The following is a 17,720-nucleotide window of genomic DNA, read 5'->3' as shown; positions in this document are numbered from 1 at the left end:
CGAAGCCCCCGATCACCTGCATTAATCACAGTGCACCTTTCAAAAAAACCGCCGCGTGGTGACAGACCAGCAATGGAACACCGGTACGTTGATCGCTACACATTTTTTGGAATCGCCCAGCAAAGACTGCTTGGTAATCGGCAACTGCTGCGATTCAGGCGAATCCACAGAAGTTGTATCAAGAAGGGAGCGTAGTCTACCGGAAAGGCTCTATCAGCTCAAACCTTGATCGCAGCTCTGTGGCACCCAATGCAATTGCCAGCCACCCGGCGGCATGGCCCATAACCCTGCAAGGCATGGGGCAGCCAACAATCGCTCGCCCTGATACAGCAGCGGCAATCTGCCACGGACGAAGCCCGGCAACCCACTTTCATTAAGCAGACGCTTCAAGTCGCGCCGCCCGCGACCTGGCACTTCGATGATTTCGCCGCCTTGGCGATAACCGATCACCAGCGGACCGTCAGGGGCTTTGCCGATAAATTTCAGCTGACCATTGCCGGGTAACTCTAGTGGGTTTTGCGGATCGGGCCAGCTCACCGACGCATCGGAAAATTCCGACCACGTGGCGGGCAACCACCAGATGCGCTCGCCGCAACGGTGCAATTCGCCGTCCGCCAGGCGCCATATGGGCTGAGCGTCGGCCTTGGCATCGCGCAGGGAATACCAACTGGCCCAGTGGTCGCTGTCGGGTAAACGGGTCAGTGGGTTCAGCCAGTGGCGCAGAGCGTTGCGTTGTCGGGCGTCGGGAAGCTCGCGCAATGGCGCAATGGCCAATGACGGTAGCGGCAGCCACGGAAACGCCGAAGGCTGTTCGCAGGCGTGCAGGTCCGAGACGGCCAATTCGTCGAGCAGGCCCTGGGCTTCGCTCAAGTGCTCGGCGGTGCGGGCCAGGCTTGTTACGGCCTGGGGCCACCGTTCAGTCAACGCCGGGAGCACACGATGGCGCAGGTAATTGCGCGAGAACCGAGGATCGGCGTTCGAGGGGTCTTCGATCCACTTCAATTGGTGCTCATGGGCGTAGGCTTCCAATTCAACACGCGCAGCATCCAGCAACGGCCGCACCAAGTGCCCACTCGCCAACGCGCGACGGGCGGGCATTGCCGCCAACCCGCGCACCCCGGCCCCACGCAGCAGGCGGAACAACAGGGTTTCGGCCTGATCATCGCGATGCTGGCCTGTCAGGATCACCTCCCCTGCCCCGACCAGCTCGGCAAACGCTTGATAACGCGCATCACGGGCGGCGCGCTCAAGGCTTGCGCCTGGCAGGACCTGCACGCGCATCACCCGCAACGGTACGCCCAGGCCGTCACACACTGCCTGACAATGCTCGGGCCAGGCGTCGGCAGCCGTTTGCAGGCCGTGGTGGACATGCACAGCACGCAGGGGAGGAGTGTTTGCCAGAGTGGCCAGGAGATGCAGCAGGACGGTGGAATCAAGCCCGCCGGAAAAAGCGACATGCCAGACCGGCGCGTTGCGCCAGGGGGCCAGGGTTTGCAGGAGCTTGGCGGGTAGCGTTGGCTTCATCAAAAATACCGGCGCAGAACTGGAGTACGGTAGCCAAGCATACACAAAGCAAATGTGGGAGCGGGCTTGCTCGCGAAGGCGGTGTGTCAGTCAATGAACATGTCGACTGATATACCGCGTTCGCGAGCAAGCCCGCTCCCACATTAGTACTGCATTGTCTGCCGGATCAGTGCTTGATCAGAGACCGTAGCTCATCAAACGCTCATAACGACGAGCCAGCAGCGCTTCGTTATCCAGCTTCTTGAGCATCGCCAGTTGCGAACCCAATTCAGCACGGATGGTCGCGGCGGCCGCAGCCGGGTCGCGGTGCGCGCCACCCAATGGCTCGGCGATGACCTTGTCGACGATACCCAGGCCCTTGAGGCGATCGGCAGTAATGCCCATGGCTTCCGCGGCGTCCGGCGCCTTTTCGGCGGTTTTCCACAGGATCGAGGCGCAACCTTCCGGCGAGATCACCGCGTAGGTCGAATATTGCAGCATGTTCAGTTGGTCGCACACGCCAATCGCCAGTGCACCGCCGGAGCCACCTTCACCAATCACCGTGGCGATGATCGGGGTTTTCAGGCGGGACATGACGCGCAGGTTCCAGGCAATCGCTTCGCTCTGGTTGCGCTCTTCAGCGTCGATGCCAGGGTAAGCGCCCGGCGTGTCGATGAAGGTCAGGATCGGCATTTTGAAGCGTTCGGCCATTTCCATCAGGCGGCAGGCCTTGCGGTAGCCTTCCGGACGCGGCATGCCGAAGTTGCGGCGCACTTTCTCGCGCACTTCACGGCCTTTCTGGTGACCGATCACCATCACCGGCTGGTCGTCCAGGCGCGCAATGCCGCCCACGATAGCGGCGTCGTCGGAGAAGTGACGGTCGCCATGCAGTTCGTCGAACTCGGTGAAGATGTGCTGGATGTAATCCAGGGTGTACGGACGTCGCGGGTGGCGAGCCAGGCGCGCGATCTGCCAGCTGGTCAGCTTGCCGAAGATGTCTTCGGTGAGCGTGCTGCTCTTGTCTTGCAGGCGAGCGATTTCATCGCCGATGTTCAGCGAATTGTCATTGCCGACCAGGCGCAGTTCTTCGATCTTGGCTTGCAGGTCAGCGATCGGCTGTTCGAAATCAAGAAAATTCGGGTTCATAAGCGTCCGTCTTGGGTCGACGGCCAGGGCATGCCTGGCCAGCCGGTTGTCTGTTCGCGCCCTACCTTAAGGGAGAGGCGCGTCCAGGTCGAGATTAAATGTTTCGTCGAGTTCAGGCGTTTCTCTTGATGAAAAAGAAAACTGCCTGGCCGTCAACGGTATTGGAGGAAGACGTTGTCACGGCCGAACTGGTCACGCAATGCTTGAATCAAGCCATCGGCAGGGTCAATTCGCCAGGTCTCGCCGAATTGCAGCATGGCCTTGGCGTCATTGCCGGTGTACTCCATGGTCACCGGACAGGCGCCACGGTGGCGTTTGAGCAGATCCCCCAGCCAGCGTAGCTGGTCGCCCTTGAGCGCTTCGGTTTTCACCTTCAAACGCAGGCTTTCAGCCAGGTTGGTGCGCGCGTCCTCCATGCTCATCACCCGCTTGATGCGCAGGCGCAGGCCGCCGGAGAAGTCGTCGTTGCTGACCTCCCCTTCCACCACCACCATGGCGTCGGTCTGCAACAGCGACTGGGCGGAGTGGAACGCGTCGGCAAACAGCGACGCTTCGATCCGGCCCGAGCGGTCGTCGAGGGTGATGAAGCCCATCTTGTCGCCCTTTTTGTTTTTCATCACGCGCAGCGCGATGATCATGCCGGCCACGGTCTGGGTGTCGCGCGCCGGCTTCAGGTCGATGATGCGCTGGCGGGCGAAACGACGGATCTCGCCTTCGTATTCGTCGATCGGGTGACCGGTGAGGTACAGGCCCAGGGTGTCTTTTTCACCCTTGAGGCGTTCCTTGAGGGTCAGATCCTTGGCCTTGCGGTGGTTGGCGTATACATCCGCATCTTCTTCGACGAACAGCCCGCCAAACAGGTCGGCGTGGCCGCTGTCATGGGTGCGGGCGGTCTGCTCGGCGGCCTTGATCGCCTCTTCCATGGCGGTCAGCAGCACCGCACGGTTACGGTCGATATTGGCCTGATACGCCTTGGGCTCATCATGGAAGTAAGGGCCCAGGCGGTCGAGGGCGCCGCTGCGGATCAGGCCGTCCAGGGTGCGCTTGTTGATGCGCTTGAGGTCGACACGCGCGCAGAAATCGAACAGGTCGGTGAACGGCCCATCCTGGCGTGCTTCGGTGATCGCCTCAACCGGGCCTTCGCCCACCCCTTTGATCGCGCCCAGGCCATAGATGATGCGGCCTTCGTCGTTCACCGTGAACTTGAACTCCGAGGCGTTCACGTCCGGCGCGTCGAGGCGCAGCTTCATGGTGCGCACCTCCTCGATCAAGGTCACGACCTTGTCGGTGTTGTGCATGTCCGCCGAGAGTACGGCGGCCATGAACGGCGCCGGGTAGTGAGCCTTGAGCCAGGCGGTCTGGTACGACACCAGCCCGTAGGCGGCGGAGTGGGATTTGTTGAAGCCGTAACCGGCGAATTTTTCCACCAGGTCGAAGATGTTACCGGCCAGGTCTGCGTCGATATTGTTGGTCGCGCAACCCTCAATGAAACCGCCGCGCTGCTTGGCCATTTCCTCGGGTTTCTTTTTACCCATGGCGCGACGCAGCATGTCCGCGCCGCCAAGGGTGTAGCCGGCCATGACCTGGGCAATCTGCATCACCTGTTCCTGATACAGGATGATGCCGTAGGTCGGTGCCAATACTGGCTTGAGGCCTTCGTACTGGTAGTCGGAGTGCGGGTAGGCCAGCTCGGCGCGGCCGTGCTTGCGGTTGATAAAGTCATCAACCATGCCCGATTGCAGCGGGCCCGGACGGAACAGGGCCACCAGTGCGATCAGGTCTTCCAGGCAGTCGGGCTTGAGCTTTTTGATCAGCTCCTTCATGCCGCGCGACTCGAGCTGGAACACGGCGGTGGTTTCCGCTTTTTGCAGCAACTGGTAAGTCGGCTTGTCGTCCAGCGGAATAAACGCGATATCAAGCGGTGCTTCGTCGACCTTGGCGCGCTCGCGGTTGATGGTCTTGAGCGCCCAGTCGATGATCGTCAGGGTCCGCAGGCCGAGGAAGTCGAACTTCACCAGGCCGGCCGCCTCTACGTCATCCTTGTCGAACTGGGTTACCAGGCCGTCGCCTTCTTCGTCGCAATAAATAGGCGAAAAGTCAGTGAGCTTCGTAGGCGCGATCACCACACCGCCGGCGTGCTTACCGACGTTACGCACCACGCCTTCCAGCTTGCGTGCCATGTCCCAGATTTCGGCGGCTTCTTCATCGACCTTGATGAAGTCGCGCAGGATTTCTTCCTGCTCGTAGGCTTTTTCCAGGGTCATGCCGACTTCGAACGGGATCATCTTCGACAGACGATCGGCCAGGCCGTAGGATTTTCCCTGCACTCGCGCCACGTCACGGATGACCGCTTTCGCCGCCATGGAACCAAAGGTGATGATCTGGCTGACCGCGTTGCGGCCGTACTTTTCGGCCACGTATTCGATTACGCGGTCGCGACCGTCCATGCAGAAGTCGACGTCGAAGTCGGGCATGGAGACCCGTTCCGGGTTCAGGAAGCGTTCGAACAGCAGGTCATATTCCAGCGGGTCGAGGTCGGTGATCTTCTGCACATAAGCCACCAGCGAACCGGCACCCGACCCCCGGCCTGGGCCTACCGGCACGCCGTTGCTTTTGGCCCACTGGATAAAGTCCATTACGATCAGAAAGTAACCGGGGAAACCCATCTGGATGATGATATCCAGCTCGAAATTCAGCCGATCCACATAGACCTGACGCTTGGCCTCGTAGTCCTCGGTGGTGTCCCTGGGCAGCAGCACGCTAAGGCGCTCTTCCAGGCCATCGAACGACACCTTGCGGAAATACTCATCGATGGTCATGCCATCGGGAATCGGGAAGTTGGGCAGGAAGTGCTTGCCCAGCTTCACTTCGATATTGCAGCGCTTGGCGATCTCGACGGAGTTTTCCAGGGCCTCGGGGAGGTCGCTGAACAGCTCGGCCATCTCATCGGCGCTTTTGAGGTATTGCTCTTCGCTGTAGTTTTTCGAGCGGCGCGGGTCGTCAAGCGCGCGGCCTTCACCGATGCACACGCGGGTTTCGTGGGCTTCGAAATCTTCCTTCTTGATAAAGCGTACATCGTTGGTCGCCACCAGCGGCGCGCCCAGCTTGTCGGCGAGGGCCACGGCGGCGTGCAGGTGTTCTTCATCGTTGGGGCGGTTGGTGCGCTGCACTTCCAGGTAGAAGCGATCAGGAAAAACCTGCATCCATTCGCGCGCCAGCACTTCGGCTTCCTGGGGATTGCCGCCCAGCAGCGCGATGCCAATCTCACCCTCTTTAGCCGCCGAGAGCATGATCACGCCCTCGCTGGCCTGCGCCACCCATTCGCGCTCGATGATGATCGAACCGTTGCGCTGCCCGTCGATAAAACCACGGGAAATCAGTTCGGTGAGGTTGCGATAACCCACGCCGTTCATCGCCAGCAGGCTGATGCGGCTCAGCGGGTTATCCGGGTCCTTGTTGGAAAGCCACAGGTCGACGCCGCAGATCGGCTTGATCCCGGCGCCCATGGCGTTTTTGTAGAACTTGACCAGGGAACACATGTTGTTCTGATCGGTAACCGCTACTGCGGGCATGTTCATGCCCACCAGCGTCTTGACCAACGGCTTGATGCGTACCAGGCCGTCGACCAGCGAGTATTCAGTGTGCAGGCGCAGGTGAACGAATGAAGCCGGCATAGTGATCCTGTCCAAACATGGAAACAACAAGGCCCGGGATTGTACCGGGCCTTGGCAAAAACATCAGCTTTGGGACTAAACCTCGATCAGGCTCGCGCGCAGCTCATAGGCCTGGCGCACCGGGGCGAACGAGCGTCGATGGATCGGGGTGGGCCCCAGCCGGGCCAGCGCTTCCAGATGAACGGGCGTCGGGTAGCCCTTATGCCCCCCCATGCCATAGCCGGGATAGATCAACTCGAACGCAGCCATCTCGCGATCACGGCTGACCTTGGCCAGGATCGAGGCCGCCGCAATCGCCGGTACCTTGCTGTCGCCCTTGACCACCGCTTCGGACGGCATCGCCAGTCTGGGGCAACGGTTGCCGTCGATCATCGCCATTTTCGGCGTGATATGCAGGCCTTCCACCGCGCGCTGCATGGCGAGCATGGTGGCGTGCAGAATGTTCAACCTGTCGATTTCTTCGACCTCGGCGCGGGCAATATGCCAGCTCAGCGCCTTTTCACAGATCTCGTCGTAGAGCTTTTCACGGCGTGCTTCGGTGAGTTTTTTCGAGTCACTCAGGCCCAGGATCGGCCGGTTCGGGTCGAGAATCACGGCGGCCGTCACGACTGCGCCACACAGCGGGCCGCGCCCTACTTCGTCGACACCGGCCACCAGCTCGTCGGCGTGCGCAACCAGGCTGAAATCCAGGCCCATTTGCTTGCTCATAAGGCCTCCTGTGTATGACCGATCAAGTTCAACACGGCATCGGCCGCCTGGTTCGAGGCATCCCGGCGCAGGGTGCGGTGGATGTCGTCGAAACCACGGGTCTGCTCTTCGCCGCCGTCGATCAAGGGTAGTAGGGTTTGCGCGAGGGCGGCAGGCGTTGCGTCGTCCTGCAACAGCTCCGGCACCAGCAGGCGTTGGGCCAGCAGGTTGGGCAGGGAGATGTAGGGGCTCTTGACCATGCGCTTGAGAATCCAGAACGTCAGCGGCGCCAGGCGATAGGCCACGACCATCGGGCGCTTGTACAGCAAGGCCTCCAGAGTCGCGGTGCCCGAGGCGATGAGCACCGCGTCGCAGGCAGCCAGGGCCAGGTGCGACTGGCCATCGAGCAAGGTCAGCGGCAGGTTGCGCCCGTCGAGCAGCGTCTCGATCTGCGCACGCCGTTGCGGGCTGGCGCAGGGCAGCACGAAGCGAATACCCGGCTTCATGGCCAGCAGGCGCTCGGCGGCGTCAAAAAACAATGCGCCCAAGCGCCCGACTTCGCCACCCCGGCTGCCCGGCATCAGCGCAACCAACGGGCCATCAGGCAATCCCAGCTCGGCACGCGCCGCAGCGCGGTCAGCCTGCAAGGGAATCGCATCGGCCAGCGTATGGCCGACAAACCGTACCGGCACGCCCTGCTCTTGGTAAAACCTGGCCTCGAAGGGCAGCAGGGTGAGCATCAGGTCGCAGCCTTCGCGGATTTTCAGCACGCGCTTCTGCCGCCACGCCCATACGGACGGGCTGACGTAATGCACGGTCTTGATCCCGGCCTGACGCAGCTTGAGCTCGATATTAAGGGTGAAATCCGGCGCGTCGATGCCGATAAAGACGTCGGGCTTTTCTTCGATCAGGGTCTGAATCAGCAGCTTGCGCCGTGCCAGCAGTTCACGCAGACGGCCCAGTACCTCAACCAGTCCCATGACCGACAAGCGTTCCATGGGGAAGTAGGACGTGAGGCCCTCGGCCTGCATGAGAGGCCCACCGACGCCGATGAATTCGACTGCCGGGTGGCGGGCCTTCAGCGCCCGCATCAGGCCTGCGCCAAGAATATCGCCGGAAGCTTCTCCGGCCACCAGCGCGATACGCACAGTGGCCATGATCAGCGGGTGATGCCGCGAGTCGACGCCTGGATCGAGTCACGGAACACCGCGACTTCCGGGAACAGCGTTGCCGGCTCGGTCAATTCAGTCAGCGCCTGTTCAACCGTGAGGCCCTGGCGGTAGACCGTCTTGTAGGCGCGGCGCAAGGCGTGGATGGCGTCATCGCTGAAACCACGGCGGCGCATGCCTTCGAAATTCATGCTGCGGGCTTCGGCCGGGTTGCCGAAGACCGTGACAAATGCCGGTACATCCTTGCCGATGGCGGTGCCCATGCCGGAAAAGCTGTGGGCGCCAATATGGCAATACTGATGCACCAGCGTGAAACCCGACAGGATCGCCCAATCGTCAACGTGCACATGGCCGGCCAACGCGGTGTTGTTGACCAGGATGCAATGGTTGCCGATGACACTGTCGTGTCCGATATGCGCGTACGCCATCACCAGGTTGTGATCACCCAGCGTGGTTTCGGCACGATCCTGTACGGTGCCACGGTGAATGGTCACGCCTTCACGAATGATGTTGTGATCACCGATTACCAGGCGTGTTTCCTCACCCTTGTACTTCATGTCCGGGGTGTCTTCACCTACCGACGAAAACTGGTAGATGCGATTGTGTTTGCCAATACGGGTCGGCCCCTTGAGGATCACGTGCGGCCCGATGACAGTACCCTCGCCGATTTCCACACCTGCGCCGACGATCGACCAGGGGCCAACCTCTACGCCTGCGGCCAGAACGGCCGACGGATCGATGATTGCGCGAGGGTCAATCAAACTCATAGTTTGCGTTCCGCACAGATGATTTCGGCGGAGCACACCGCCTTGCCATCCACCGAAGCCTGGCACTCGAACTTCCAGATCTGGCGCTTGCAGCTGATGAACCTGGCTTCCAGGATCAACTGGTCACCCGGGGTGACCGGGTTGCGAAAACGCAGCTTGTCGGAACCCACGAAATAGTAAAGCGTGCCGTCGGCAGGCTTGAGGTCGAGCATTTTGAAACCAAGGATACCGGCAGCCTGGGCCATCGCTTCGATGATCAACACGCCTGGCATGATGGGATGCGCAGGAAAGTGACCGTTGAAGAACGGCTCGTTGATGCTGACATTCTTGTAGGCACGAATGCGCTTTTCCTCAATGTTCAGGTCCACTACGCGGTCCACCAGCAGGAACGGGTAACGGTGAGGCAGGTATTCGCGAATCTCGTTGATGTCCATCATTTCGTGGGGAAGCCTGTAATAAAATTGGGGGCGGGCGGACTAAAGGCACGCCCCGCTGGCAAATCAAGGAGGCAGTCTAGCGGCTGTGCACACTTGATATGGAAATGGTATCAGCCTTGTGATGAAGCATTACCGTCAGGGGTCACGTCCCCAACACGCTTTTCCAGCTGTTTGAGACGTCGAGCCATGTCGTCGAGCTGCCGCAAGCGTGCTGCACTTTTGCGCCATTCAGCTGCGGGCTGCATAGCGGTACCGGAAGAATAGGCACCCGGCTCGGTAATCGAGTGGGTCACCATGGTCATGCCGGTAATGAACACGTTGTCACAGATATCGATATGCCCCACCAGCCCAACACCACCGGCGAGCATGCAATGCTTGCCGATTCTGGTACTGCCGGAAATGCCCACGCATGCCGCCATGGCGGTGTGATCGCCAATCTGCACGTTGTGGGCAATCTGAATCTGATTGTCGAGCTTCACGCCGTTACCGATCACGGTGTCGGCCAGGGCGCCGCGATCCACAGCGGTGTTGACACCGATCTCCACGTCGTCGCCGATCAATACGCCGCCGACCTGGGCGATCTTGTGCCAGACACCCTTGGCATTGGCAAAACCGAAGCCTTCGCCACCGATCACCGCGCCCGACTGGATCACCACGCGCTGTCCGATACGCACATCGTGGTACAGGGTCACACGGGGCGCCAGCCAGCCATCGACACCTATTTCACAGCGCGCACCGATAAAGCAATGCGCGCCGACGGTAACGCCCGCGGCAATACGCGCACCGCTCTCGATCACGGCGAAGGCGCCGATGCTGGCGGCAGGATCAACCTGGGCATCCTCGGCGATCACGGCCGATGGGTGAATGCCACCGGCAGCCCTGGGTTTTGGATCGAACAGGTGCGAGGCTTTGGCGTACGACAGGTACGGGTCGGCTACCACCAGCGCATCCCCGACGTAACCCTCGGCATCTGCGGCCTTCAGCAACACGGCTGCGGCCTGACAGTCGACCAGGTATTTACGGTATTGGGGATTTGCGAGGAAGCTCAACTGAGCTGGGCCAGCCTCCTGCAAGGTGGCTAGCCCAGTGATTTCTTTCTCCGGGGAGCCACACAAGGTGGCGCCCAGGAACTCGGCCAACTCGCCGAGCCTGATAGTCGCGGTCATGGCTTACTTCAGCTGGTTCATGCGCTCGATCACCTGACGGGTGATGTCGTATTGAGGTTTGACGTCAATCACGGCGCCGCGCTCGAACACCAGGTCAAAGGCACCTTTCTTGATGACTTCTTCCACAGCGCTGTCCAGTTTCGGCTTGAGCTGCTTGAGCATTTCGCGGTCGGCAACAGCCTTGGCTTCGTTCAGTTCCTTGGACTGGAACTGGTAGTCACGGGCCTTTTGCTTGAACTCAAGCTCCAGGCGCTCGCGCTCGCCCTGCTGCATCTTGTCGCCACCGGCGACCAGACGATCCTGAATGCCCTTGGCGCTGCTTTCCAGGGTCTTGAGCTTGGTCAGTTGCGGACCGAATTTCTTCTCGGCATCCACGGCGTAACGCTTGGCCGCGTCGGATTCGAGCAAAGCCATCTGATAGTTCAGCACGGCGATTTTCATTTCGGCGAAGGCCGGGGTGGTTACCAGCACGGTGGCCAGCAGGACCAATTGAGTCAACTTACGCACGATGTACTCCTACAGAATCCGTTGTCGTTATCTTGGGTCAGACGCTTAGAACGTCTGGCCGAGGGAGAATTGGAAAATCTGGGTTTCAGCGTTATCCGGTTTCTTGATCGGCATGGCCAGAGCAAAGCTCAACGGACCCAGCGCGGTCACCCAGGTCACACCCACACCCACGGAGCTCGCCAGATTGCTGAGGCTCACGTCGTTACACTGGGTATTGGACTTCACGCCGCTCGGGTTGGTGATCTGGTCACACTTGGAATCGAACACGTTACCCACGTCCCAGAAGACCGAAGTACGCAGAGACCGCTGGTCTTTCACGAACGGCAGTGGGAACAGGACTTCCGCGCCACCCTGGATCAGCACGTTACCACCGAACGGCAGTGGGTCGTTGTCAGTGTCCAGTTGAGTTCCTACGTTACCGGTCCTGTCAAAACCACGGCTTGGCGTACCACGAGGACCCAACGTACTGTCCTTGAAGCCACGTACCGAGTTGAAACCACCTGCGTAGTAGTTCTCATAGAACGGCAGGCCATTGGTTGAACCGTAACCGTCGCCATAGCCCAGCTCAGTATGCAGGCGCAGGGTGTAGTTATCGGTCAACGGCTGGAACAACTGGCCGCGGTAATCGAGCTTGAAGAACGACAGGTCGCTGCCCGGCGTGGTGACTTCGGCAGTCAGGCTTTGGGAATGGCCACGGGTCGCCAGTACACCTTTGTTCAGGGTCGATTCGGACCAGCCGGCAGACGCCTTGAAGTTCAGGAACTTGTCGCCTTCACGACGGGTGAAGTCAAAGATCTCATCCACGGTGTAAACACCGGTCTTGATCTCATCCTGCTGCGCGGTGAGGCCGAAGGTCAGACGCGAGGTCTCACTGATCGGATAACCGATGTTGACGCCAGCACCCAGGCTGTCGATCGCGTAGCTTGCCACGTCGACATCGAGGTCTTTGTAGTCGGTGGTGCGGTAGAAGGCGTTGTAGCCCAGGCTCACACCGTCAGCCGTCCAGTAGGGGTCGGTATAACCGAAGTTATAGCGGCTCTGGTATTCGCTTCGGGTCAGGCCGATGGACACACGGTTACCGGTACCGAGGAAGTTGTTCTGAGTGATCGAGCCACCGAGGATCAGGCCGGCACTCTGTGCAAAGCCGACGCTGGCGGTGATCGAACCCGACGCTTGCTCCTCAACGGCGTAGTTCACGTCAACCTGGTCGTCCACACCCGGTACGGCCGGGGTCTCGACGTTGACCTCCTTGAAGAAGCCCAGGCGCTCAAGACGGGTCTTGGACTGGTCGATGAGGTAAGTCGACGCCCAGCCACCTTCCATCTGGCGCATTTCGCGGCGCAGCACTTCGTCGGCGGACTTGGTGTTGCCACGGAAGTTGATGCGGTTGACGTAGGCACGCTTGCCGGGATCGACCACGAAGGTGATGTCCACGGTGTGGTCTTCGTCATGGGGAGTCGGCACACCGTTGACGTTGGCGAAGGTGTAGCCTTCGTTGCCCAGACGACGAGTGATCAGCTCGGACGTGGTGGTCATCAGCTTGCGCGAGAACACCTGGTCTTTCTGCACCAGCAAGAGGGACTTGACCTGGTCTTCAGGGACTTTCAGGTCGCCGCTCAGCTTGACGTCACGAACCTTGTACTTCTCACCTTCATTGACGTTGACGGTGATGTACACATGTTTCTTGTCCGGGGTGATGGACACCTGGGTCGAAGCGATATCCATGTTGATATAGCCACGATCCAGGTAGAAGGAACGCAGGCGTTCCAGGTCACCGGAGAGTTTTTCACGGGCGTACTTGTCATCGTTCTTGAAGAACGACAGCCAGTTGGTGGTCTTGAGCTCGAACAGGCCGACCAGTTCGTCATCATCGAACTTGGTGTTGCCCACCACGTTGATGTGCTGAATGGCGGCCACGGTGCCTTCGTTGATGTTGACCTTGAGGCCCACACGGTTACGCGGCTGCGGCACCACTTCGGTCTCGACCGTGGCCGAGTAACGACCCTGGGCAACGTACTGGCGTTGCAGTTCGTTACGCACACCTTCGAGCGTGGCACGCTGGAAGATCTCGCCCTCGGCCAGGCCCGATTGCTTGAGGCCCTTCATCAGGTCTTCAGTGGAGATCGCCTTGTTGCCTTCGATCTCGATACTGGCGACGGAAGGTCGCTCGACGACGGTGATGACCAGGACGTTACCTTCGCGACCCAGTTGGATGTCTTGAAAGAAACCGGTTTTGAACAGCGCACGAGTGGATTCCACCAGGCGACGATCATCCGCCTGTTCCCCGACGTTCAACGGCAAGGCACCAAAGACGCTACCTGCGGAAACCCGCTGGAGGCCGTTGACGCGAATATCGGAGATAGTGAAGGACTCGGCGTGAACTTCGGCGATCATCAATACGGTGAGAACCGCAGTTAGCAGCAGACGTTTCATGAAGTCCTTTCTTATTCCAACTGGCAATAAACAAACTGCCGCAAAATGCGGCAGATTCGCAATTCAGCGAAGCGTTACAGACGACCCAGATCGTTGACCAGGGCTAACAACATCACCCCGACCACCAAACTGATACCGATCTGTATCCCCCAACCCTGCACCCGATCCGACAAGGGGCGACCACGCACCCACTCGACCAGATAAAACAACAGATGCCCCCCATCCAGTACAGGGATGGGCAACAAATTCAGAACTCCAAGGCTGATACTCAGATAAGCCAGGAAATTCAGGAAATCCGCGACACCCGACTGGGCAGAAGCGCCCGCCACTTTAGCAATGGTTATCGGTCCACTCAAGTTTTTTACCGAGAGCTCGCCGAACAACATTTTCTTGAGGGACTCCAGGGTCAGCACACTCATGGTCCAGGTGCGTTTCGCGCCCTCGCCAATCGCATCCAACGGCCCGAAGCTGACCTCGCGCACCATCGACGGCGGCCACTCCGGGCTTTTCACTCCGGCACCCAGGTAACCCCCGGCCGCCTTGGCTTCGCCACGAACCGACAAGGTCACGGGGACGTCGATTTGCGCGGCATCACGCTCGACTTTCAGCACAATTTTGCTGTCAGGACGTACACGCACCAGATCGACCACTTGCTGCCAGTCATTCAGCGGCTGGCCATCGAGCGCCAGCAGGCGGTCGCCGGTTTTCAGACCTGCGGCCTGGGCCGGGCCTTTCGGATCCAGCTCGGCGAGCACCGGAGGCAACGATGGACGCCACGGCCGGATACCCAGGGATTTGATCGGATCAGGCTCGTCAGCGCCCCTGAGCCAATGGTCCAGCGCCAATGCACGCGGGGTTTCGGCGCTGGAATCCTGCTCGCGCACCACCACATTGACGGTGCCGCTCTCACCCAGGCGGCGCACCAGCTGCAAATTGACCGCGCCCCAACCCGTGGTCGGCTCGCCATCAATGGAAACTATCTCTTGCCCCGCCGTCAGACCGGCCTTGGCTGCGATGCTCTGCGCCTCGACCGCGCCAATGACCGGACGCACCTGCTGGCTGCCCAGCATGGCCAATACCCAGAAGAACACCATGGCCAGCAGGAAGTTGGCGATCGGGCCTGCGGCAACAATGGCGATACGCTGACGAACGGTCTTGCGATTGAAGGACTGGTCCAACTGATCAGCCGGCACTTCGCCTTCGCGCTCATCGAGCATCTTGACGTAACCACCCAGCGGGATGGCTGCGATCACGAATTCGGTGCCCTGGCGGTCGTGCCAACGCACCAGCGGCATACCGAAGCCGACGGAAAAGCGCAGCACCTTCACGCCACAACGGCGTGCCACCCAGAAGTGGCCGAATTCGTGGAAGGTAACCAGCACACCCAGAGCAACCAGGGTGCCGACAATCATGTAGAGCGCACTCATCTAATTTCTCCGCATTCCAATCCAGTGCCCGCAGGCTCAAACATGCCCACCGACTAACGCGCGTTGCGGTTCAGCCATTGCTCGGCCAGGGCCCGGGCCTTTGTATCAGCCTCGAACACCGCCGCCAACTCATTCACGGCCACTACCGGCTCAAGGTTCAGGACGTCGTCGATGATACTCGCGATCTGCGGAAAGCGGATGCGCCGTTCGAGAAACGCCGCCACGGCCACTTCATTGGCCGCATTGAGCATCGCCGGGGCGCTGTTGCCTGCGTCTGCCGCCTGGCGCGCCAGGCGCAGGCACGGAAAACGCTGCTCGTCCGGCGCTTCGAAGTCCAGGCGGGCAATGGCAAACAAGTCCAGGGGTGCGACCCCCGAATCAATCCGCTCCGGCCACGCCAGGGCATTGGCGATGGGCGTACGCATGTCGGGATTGCCCAACTGCGCCAGCACCGAACCGTCCACATAGTCGACCAGGGAATGAATCACACTTTGCGGGTGGATCACCACCTCGACTTGCTCCGGCCGCGCATCGAACAGCCAGCACGCCTCGATCAGTTCCAGGCCCTTGTTCATCATGCTGGCCGAGTCGACGGAAATCTTGCGGCCCATGGACCAGTTCGGATGGGCGCACGCCTGCTCCGGCGATACATGCTCCAGCTGCGCCAGCGGGGTTTGCCGGAAGGGCCCACCGGAGGCGGTCAACAGAATCCGACGCACGCCCACCTGATTGAGGCCACGGGCGAAATCACCGGGCATGCACTGGAAAATAGCGTTATGTTCGCTGTCCAGAGGCAGCAGCACGGCGCCGCTCTTGCGCACCGCCTGCATAAAGAGCGCGCCGGACATTACCAGCGCCTCTTTATTGGCCAGCAGAATTTTCTTGCCGGCATCGACTGCAGCCAACGTCGGACGCAGTCCGGCGGCACCGACGATGGCAGCCACCACCGTGTCGACTTCGGCGTCCGCTGACACCTGGCACAACCCCTCCTCGCCCACCAGCACCCGAGTGGCCAGCCCGGCAGCGCGCAGATCATCCTGCAAGCCGCGCGCAGCCGCCGCCTCAGGCACTACGGCAAAGCGCGGCACATGGCGCACGCACAGCGCCAGCAATTCCTTCACGCGCGTGAAGCCCGTAAGGGCGAACACCTGATAGCGCTCAGGATGCCGCGCAATCACATCCAGGGTGCTCAGCCCTATCGAACCCGTAGCACCCAGCACCGTTACCTGTTGCGCACGACTCACGAAGCGATCATCCACAACAGCACGGCAAAGATCGGAATGGCAGCGGTGAGACTGTCGATACGGTCCAGCACGCCGCCGTGGCCCGGCAGCAGGTTGCTGCTGTCCTTGATCCCGGCCTGGCGCTTGAACATGCTTTCGGTGAGGTCACCCACCACCGAAATAAACACCACGATCGCTGTGCCCACCAGACCCAGGAGAATTTCCTTCAGTGACCAGTCGCGCACAATCCCGACTACGAGCGTGATCAGCAGCGTCAACGCGAGCCCGCCGTACACGCCCTCCCAGCTTTTACCGGGACTGACGGCCGGAGCGAGCTTGCGCTTGCCGAAGGCACGGCCGGAAAAGTACGCGCCAATGTCCGCCCCCCAGACCAGCACCATCACCGCCAGGATTAATTGGTTACCAATCGGGAAACGCTTGATCTCCACCAGTCCTTGCCAGGCCGGCAGCAGAATCAGCAGGCCGATCACCAATTTGCAGGCAACGCTGGACCAGTGGCCGCTGGTGCGCGGATAAGTCAGCACGAGGAATGTCGCCATCGCCCACCACAGCACCGCCGCACCCAACACCCAGGGCGCGATGTCCGGCAGGATGTACATCAGGAACAGCAGCACCGCCACCACCGCGGCGTAGACCACACGTGGCAGTTGGCTGGTGAAGCCCGCCAGACGCGCCCATTCCCAGGCACCCAGCGTCACGACCAGACCGATAAACAGTGCAAAGCCGGAACCGTCGAGCAGGAAAAACCCGCACAGCGCGATAGGCAGCAGGATGAGTGCCGTGATGATTCGTTGTTTAAGCATTTAAACCCGGGCTCCAGCTTCGATCTGCTCGCTCGTTTTACCGAAGCGACGCTGACGGGAAGCGAAATCAGCCAGCGCATTGCGCATGGCATCGTGTTTGAAGTCCGGCCAGAACAGGTCGGAGAAATACAGCTCGGTATAAGCCAGCTGCCACAACAGGAAATTGCTGATGCGGTGCTCGCCACCGGTGCGAATGCACAAGTCCGGCAACGGCAGATCGCCGGTCACCAGGCAGGTCTGCAACAGTTCGGGCGAGATGTCTTCCGGTTGCAAGTGACCGGCCTGCACTTCTCTGGCCAGTCGCTGCGCAGCCTGGGCGATATCCCACTGACCGCCATAGTTGGCGGCGATCTGCAGCACAAAACGGTCGGCGCCGGCAGTAATCGCCTCGGCTTCGCGCATGGCGGTCTGCAGTTCAGGATGAAAGCGCGAGCGGTCGCCAATAATACGCAGGCTGATCTTGTTGTCATTGAGGCGCTTGGCTTCGCGACGCAGAGCCTTGAAGAACAGGTCCATCAAGGCACTGACTTCGTCGGCCGGGCGCTGCCAGTTCTCACTGGAGAAGGCAAACAGCGTGAGCACCTCGACCTTGGCCTCGGCACACACCTCAATCACTGCCCGTACCGCGTCGACACCCGCTTTATGCCCGGCAACACCCGGCATAAAGCGCTTCTTCGCCCAGCGATTATTCCCATCCATGATGATCGCGACATGGCGCGGCACCACGGAGGGCACAGTCTGCTTGGTCTTTTCCATG

14 protein-coding genes are annotated in these 17,720 nt (G+C 60.5%); all 14 read right to left on the bottom strand.

Annotated features, from left to right (window positions below; all coding sequences use genetic code 11):
• Positions 1-213 precede the first annotated feature (213 nt).
• Complete coding sequence (gene tilS, locus LUB09_RS05825; protein ID WP_231421995.1) at positions 214-1,524, bottom strand: tRNA lysidine(34) synthetase TilS; 1,311 nt, start codon at positions 1,522-1,524, stop codon at positions 214-216.
• Positions 1,525-1,701: 177 nt separating this feature from the next.
• Entirely contained in the window at positions 1,702-2,649 is a 948-nt protein-coding gene (locus tag LUB09_RS05820) for an acetyl-CoA carboxylase carboxyltransferase subunit alpha (protein WP_003172288.1), read from the bottom strand.
• Between the two features lie 152 nt (positions 2,650-2,801).
• The gene (gene dnaE / locus LUB09_RS05815) at positions 2,802-6,323 is read right to left on the bottom strand and encodes a DNA polymerase III subunit alpha (RefSeq protein ID WP_209989559.1); all 3,522 of its coding nucleotides are present in this window, start codon (positions 6,321-6,323) and stop codon (positions 2,802-2,804) included.
• A gap of 75 nt (positions 6,324-6,398) precedes the next feature.
• Positions 6,399-7,031: a ribonuclease HII gene (rnhB, locus tag LUB09_RS05810; RefSeq protein ID WP_231421994.1), complete on the bottom strand. Its 633-nt coding sequence runs from the start codon at positions 7,029-7,031 to the stop codon at positions 6,399-6,401.
• The gene (lpxB, locus tag LUB09_RS05805; protein ID WP_231421993.1) at positions 7,028-8,167 is read right to left on the bottom strand and encodes a lipid-A-disaccharide synthase; all 1,140 of its coding nucleotides are present in this window, start codon (positions 8,165-8,167) and stop codon (positions 7,028-7,030) included. Before lpxB ends, rnhB begins: the two co-directional genes overlap by 4 nt.
• Before the next feature lie 2 nt (positions 8,168-8,169).
• Positions 8,170-8,946, bottom strand: coding sequence for an acyl-ACP--UDP-N-acetylglucosamine O-acyltransferase (gene lpxA, locus LUB09_RS05800; RefSeq protein ID WP_209989550.1), 777 nt, complete (start codon positions 8,944-8,946; stop codon positions 8,170-8,172).
• The gene (fabZ, locus tag LUB09_RS05795; RefSeq protein WP_057007789.1) at positions 8,943-9,383 is read right to left on the bottom strand and encodes a 3-hydroxyacyl-ACP dehydratase FabZ; all 441 of its coding nucleotides are present in this window, start codon (positions 9,381-9,383) and stop codon (positions 8,943-8,945) included. The genes lpxA and fabZ overlap by 4 nt, the downstream gene beginning before the upstream one ends.
• A 110-nt stretch (positions 9,384-9,493) precedes the next feature.
• The gene (lpxD, locus tag LUB09_RS05790) at positions 9,494-10,549 is read right to left on the bottom strand and encodes a UDP-3-O-(3-hydroxymyristoyl)glucosamine N-acyltransferase (RefSeq protein WP_231421991.1); all 1,056 of its coding nucleotides are present in this window, start codon (positions 10,547-10,549) and stop codon (positions 9,494-9,496) included.
• A 3-nt stretch (positions 10,550-10,552) separates the two neighbouring features.
• Positions 10,553-11,056 carry an OmpH family outer membrane protein gene (locus tag LUB09_RS05785; RefSeq protein ID WP_003189173.1) on the bottom strand — a complete coding sequence of 168 codons (504 nt, stop codon included), beginning with the start codon at positions 11,054-11,056 and terminating at the stop codon, positions 10,553-10,555.
• A 45-nt stretch (positions 11,057-11,101) separates the two neighbouring features.
• Complete coding sequence (gene bamA / locus LUB09_RS05780) at positions 11,102-13,489, bottom strand: outer membrane protein assembly factor BamA (RefSeq protein ID WP_231421989.1); 2,388 nt, start codon at positions 13,487-13,489, stop codon at positions 11,102-11,104.
• Between the two features lie 74 nt (positions 13,490-13,563).
• On the bottom strand, positions 13,564-14,916 hold the full coding sequence (rseP, locus tag LUB09_RS05775; protein ID WP_209989540.1) for a sigma E protease regulator RseP: 1,353 nt from the start codon (positions 14,914-14,916) through the stop codon (positions 13,564-13,566).
• Between the two features lie 53 nt (positions 14,917-14,969).
• A complete protein-coding gene (ispC, locus tag LUB09_RS05770; protein ID WP_231421988.1) occupies positions 14,970-16,160 on the bottom strand; it encodes a 1-deoxy-D-xylulose-5-phosphate reductoisomerase in 1,191 nt (396 codons plus the stop codon).
• Complete coding sequence (locus LUB09_RS05765; RefSeq protein WP_209989534.1) at positions 16,157-16,963, bottom strand: phosphatidate cytidylyltransferase; 807 nt, start codon at positions 16,961-16,963, stop codon at positions 16,157-16,159. Before LUB09_RS05765 ends, ispC begins: the two co-directional genes overlap by 4 nt.
• Positions 16,964-17,719: a polyprenyl diphosphate synthase gene (gene uppS / locus LUB09_RS05760; protein ID WP_209989532.1), complete on the bottom strand. Its 756-nt coding sequence runs from the start codon at positions 17,717-17,719 to the stop codon at positions 16,964-16,966.
• Position 17,720 lies beyond the last annotated feature (1 nt).

Source organism: Pseudomonas sp. Leaf59 (genome assembly GCF_920984685.1).
In the GTDB taxonomy this organism is placed as follows: Bacteria; Pseudomonadota; Gammaproteobacteria; order Pseudomonadales; family Pseudomonadaceae; genus Aquipseudomonas.
The sequence above is the reverse complement of the archived record's forward strand: the minus strand, read 5'-3'. Positions and strand labels throughout refer to the sequence as shown.

What these genes read in the sequence shown, in the direction of transcription:
- bamA (WP_231421989.1), bottom strand. Translation starts at nt 13,489, where the DNA reads ATGAAACGTCTGCTGCTAACTGCGGTTCTCACCGTATTGATGATCGCC.
- dnaE (WP_209989559.1), bottom strand. Translation starts at nt 6,323, where the DNA reads ATGCCGGCTTCATTCGTTCACCTGCGCCTGCACACTGAATACTCGCTG.
- fabZ (WP_057007789.1), bottom strand. Translation starts at nt 9,383, where the DNA reads ATGATGGACATCAACGAGATTCGCGAATACCTGCCTCACCGTTACCCG.
- uppS (WP_209989532.1), bottom strand. Translation starts at nt 17,719, where the DNA reads ATGGAAAAGACCAAGCAGACTGTGCCCTCCGTGGTGCCGCGCCATGTC.
- LUB09_RS05820 (WP_003172288.1), bottom strand. Translation starts at nt 2,649, where the DNA reads ATGAACCCGAATTTTCTTGATTTCGAACAGCCGATCGCTGACCTGCAA.
- lpxB (WP_231421993.1), bottom strand. Translation starts at nt 8,167, where the DNA reads ATGGCCACTGTGCGTATCGCGCTGGTGGCCGGAGAAGCTTCCGGCGAT.
- lpxA (WP_209989550.1), bottom strand. Translation starts at nt 8,946, where the DNA reads ATGAGTTTGATTGACCCTCGCGCAATCATCGATCCGTCGGCCGTTCTG.
- tilS (WP_231421995.1), bottom strand. Translation starts at nt 1,524, where the DNA reads ATGAAGCCAACGCTACCCGCCAAGCTCCTGCAAACCCTGGCCCCCTGG.
- rnhB (WP_231421994.1), bottom strand. Translation starts at nt 7,031, where the DNA reads ATGAGCAAGCAAATGGGCCTGGATTTCAGCCTGGTTGCGCACGCCGAC.
- rseP (WP_209989540.1), bottom strand. Translation starts at nt 14,916, where the DNA reads ATGAGTGCGCTCTACATGATTGTCGGCACCCTGGTTGCTCTGGGTGTG.
- LUB09_RS05765 (WP_209989534.1), bottom strand. Translation starts at nt 16,963, where the DNA reads ATGCTTAAACAACGAATCATCACGGCACTCATCCTGCTGCCTATCGCG.
- lpxD (WP_231421991.1), bottom strand. Translation starts at nt 10,549, where the DNA reads ATGACCGCGACTATCAGGCTCGGCGAGTTGGCCGAGTTCCTGGGCGCC.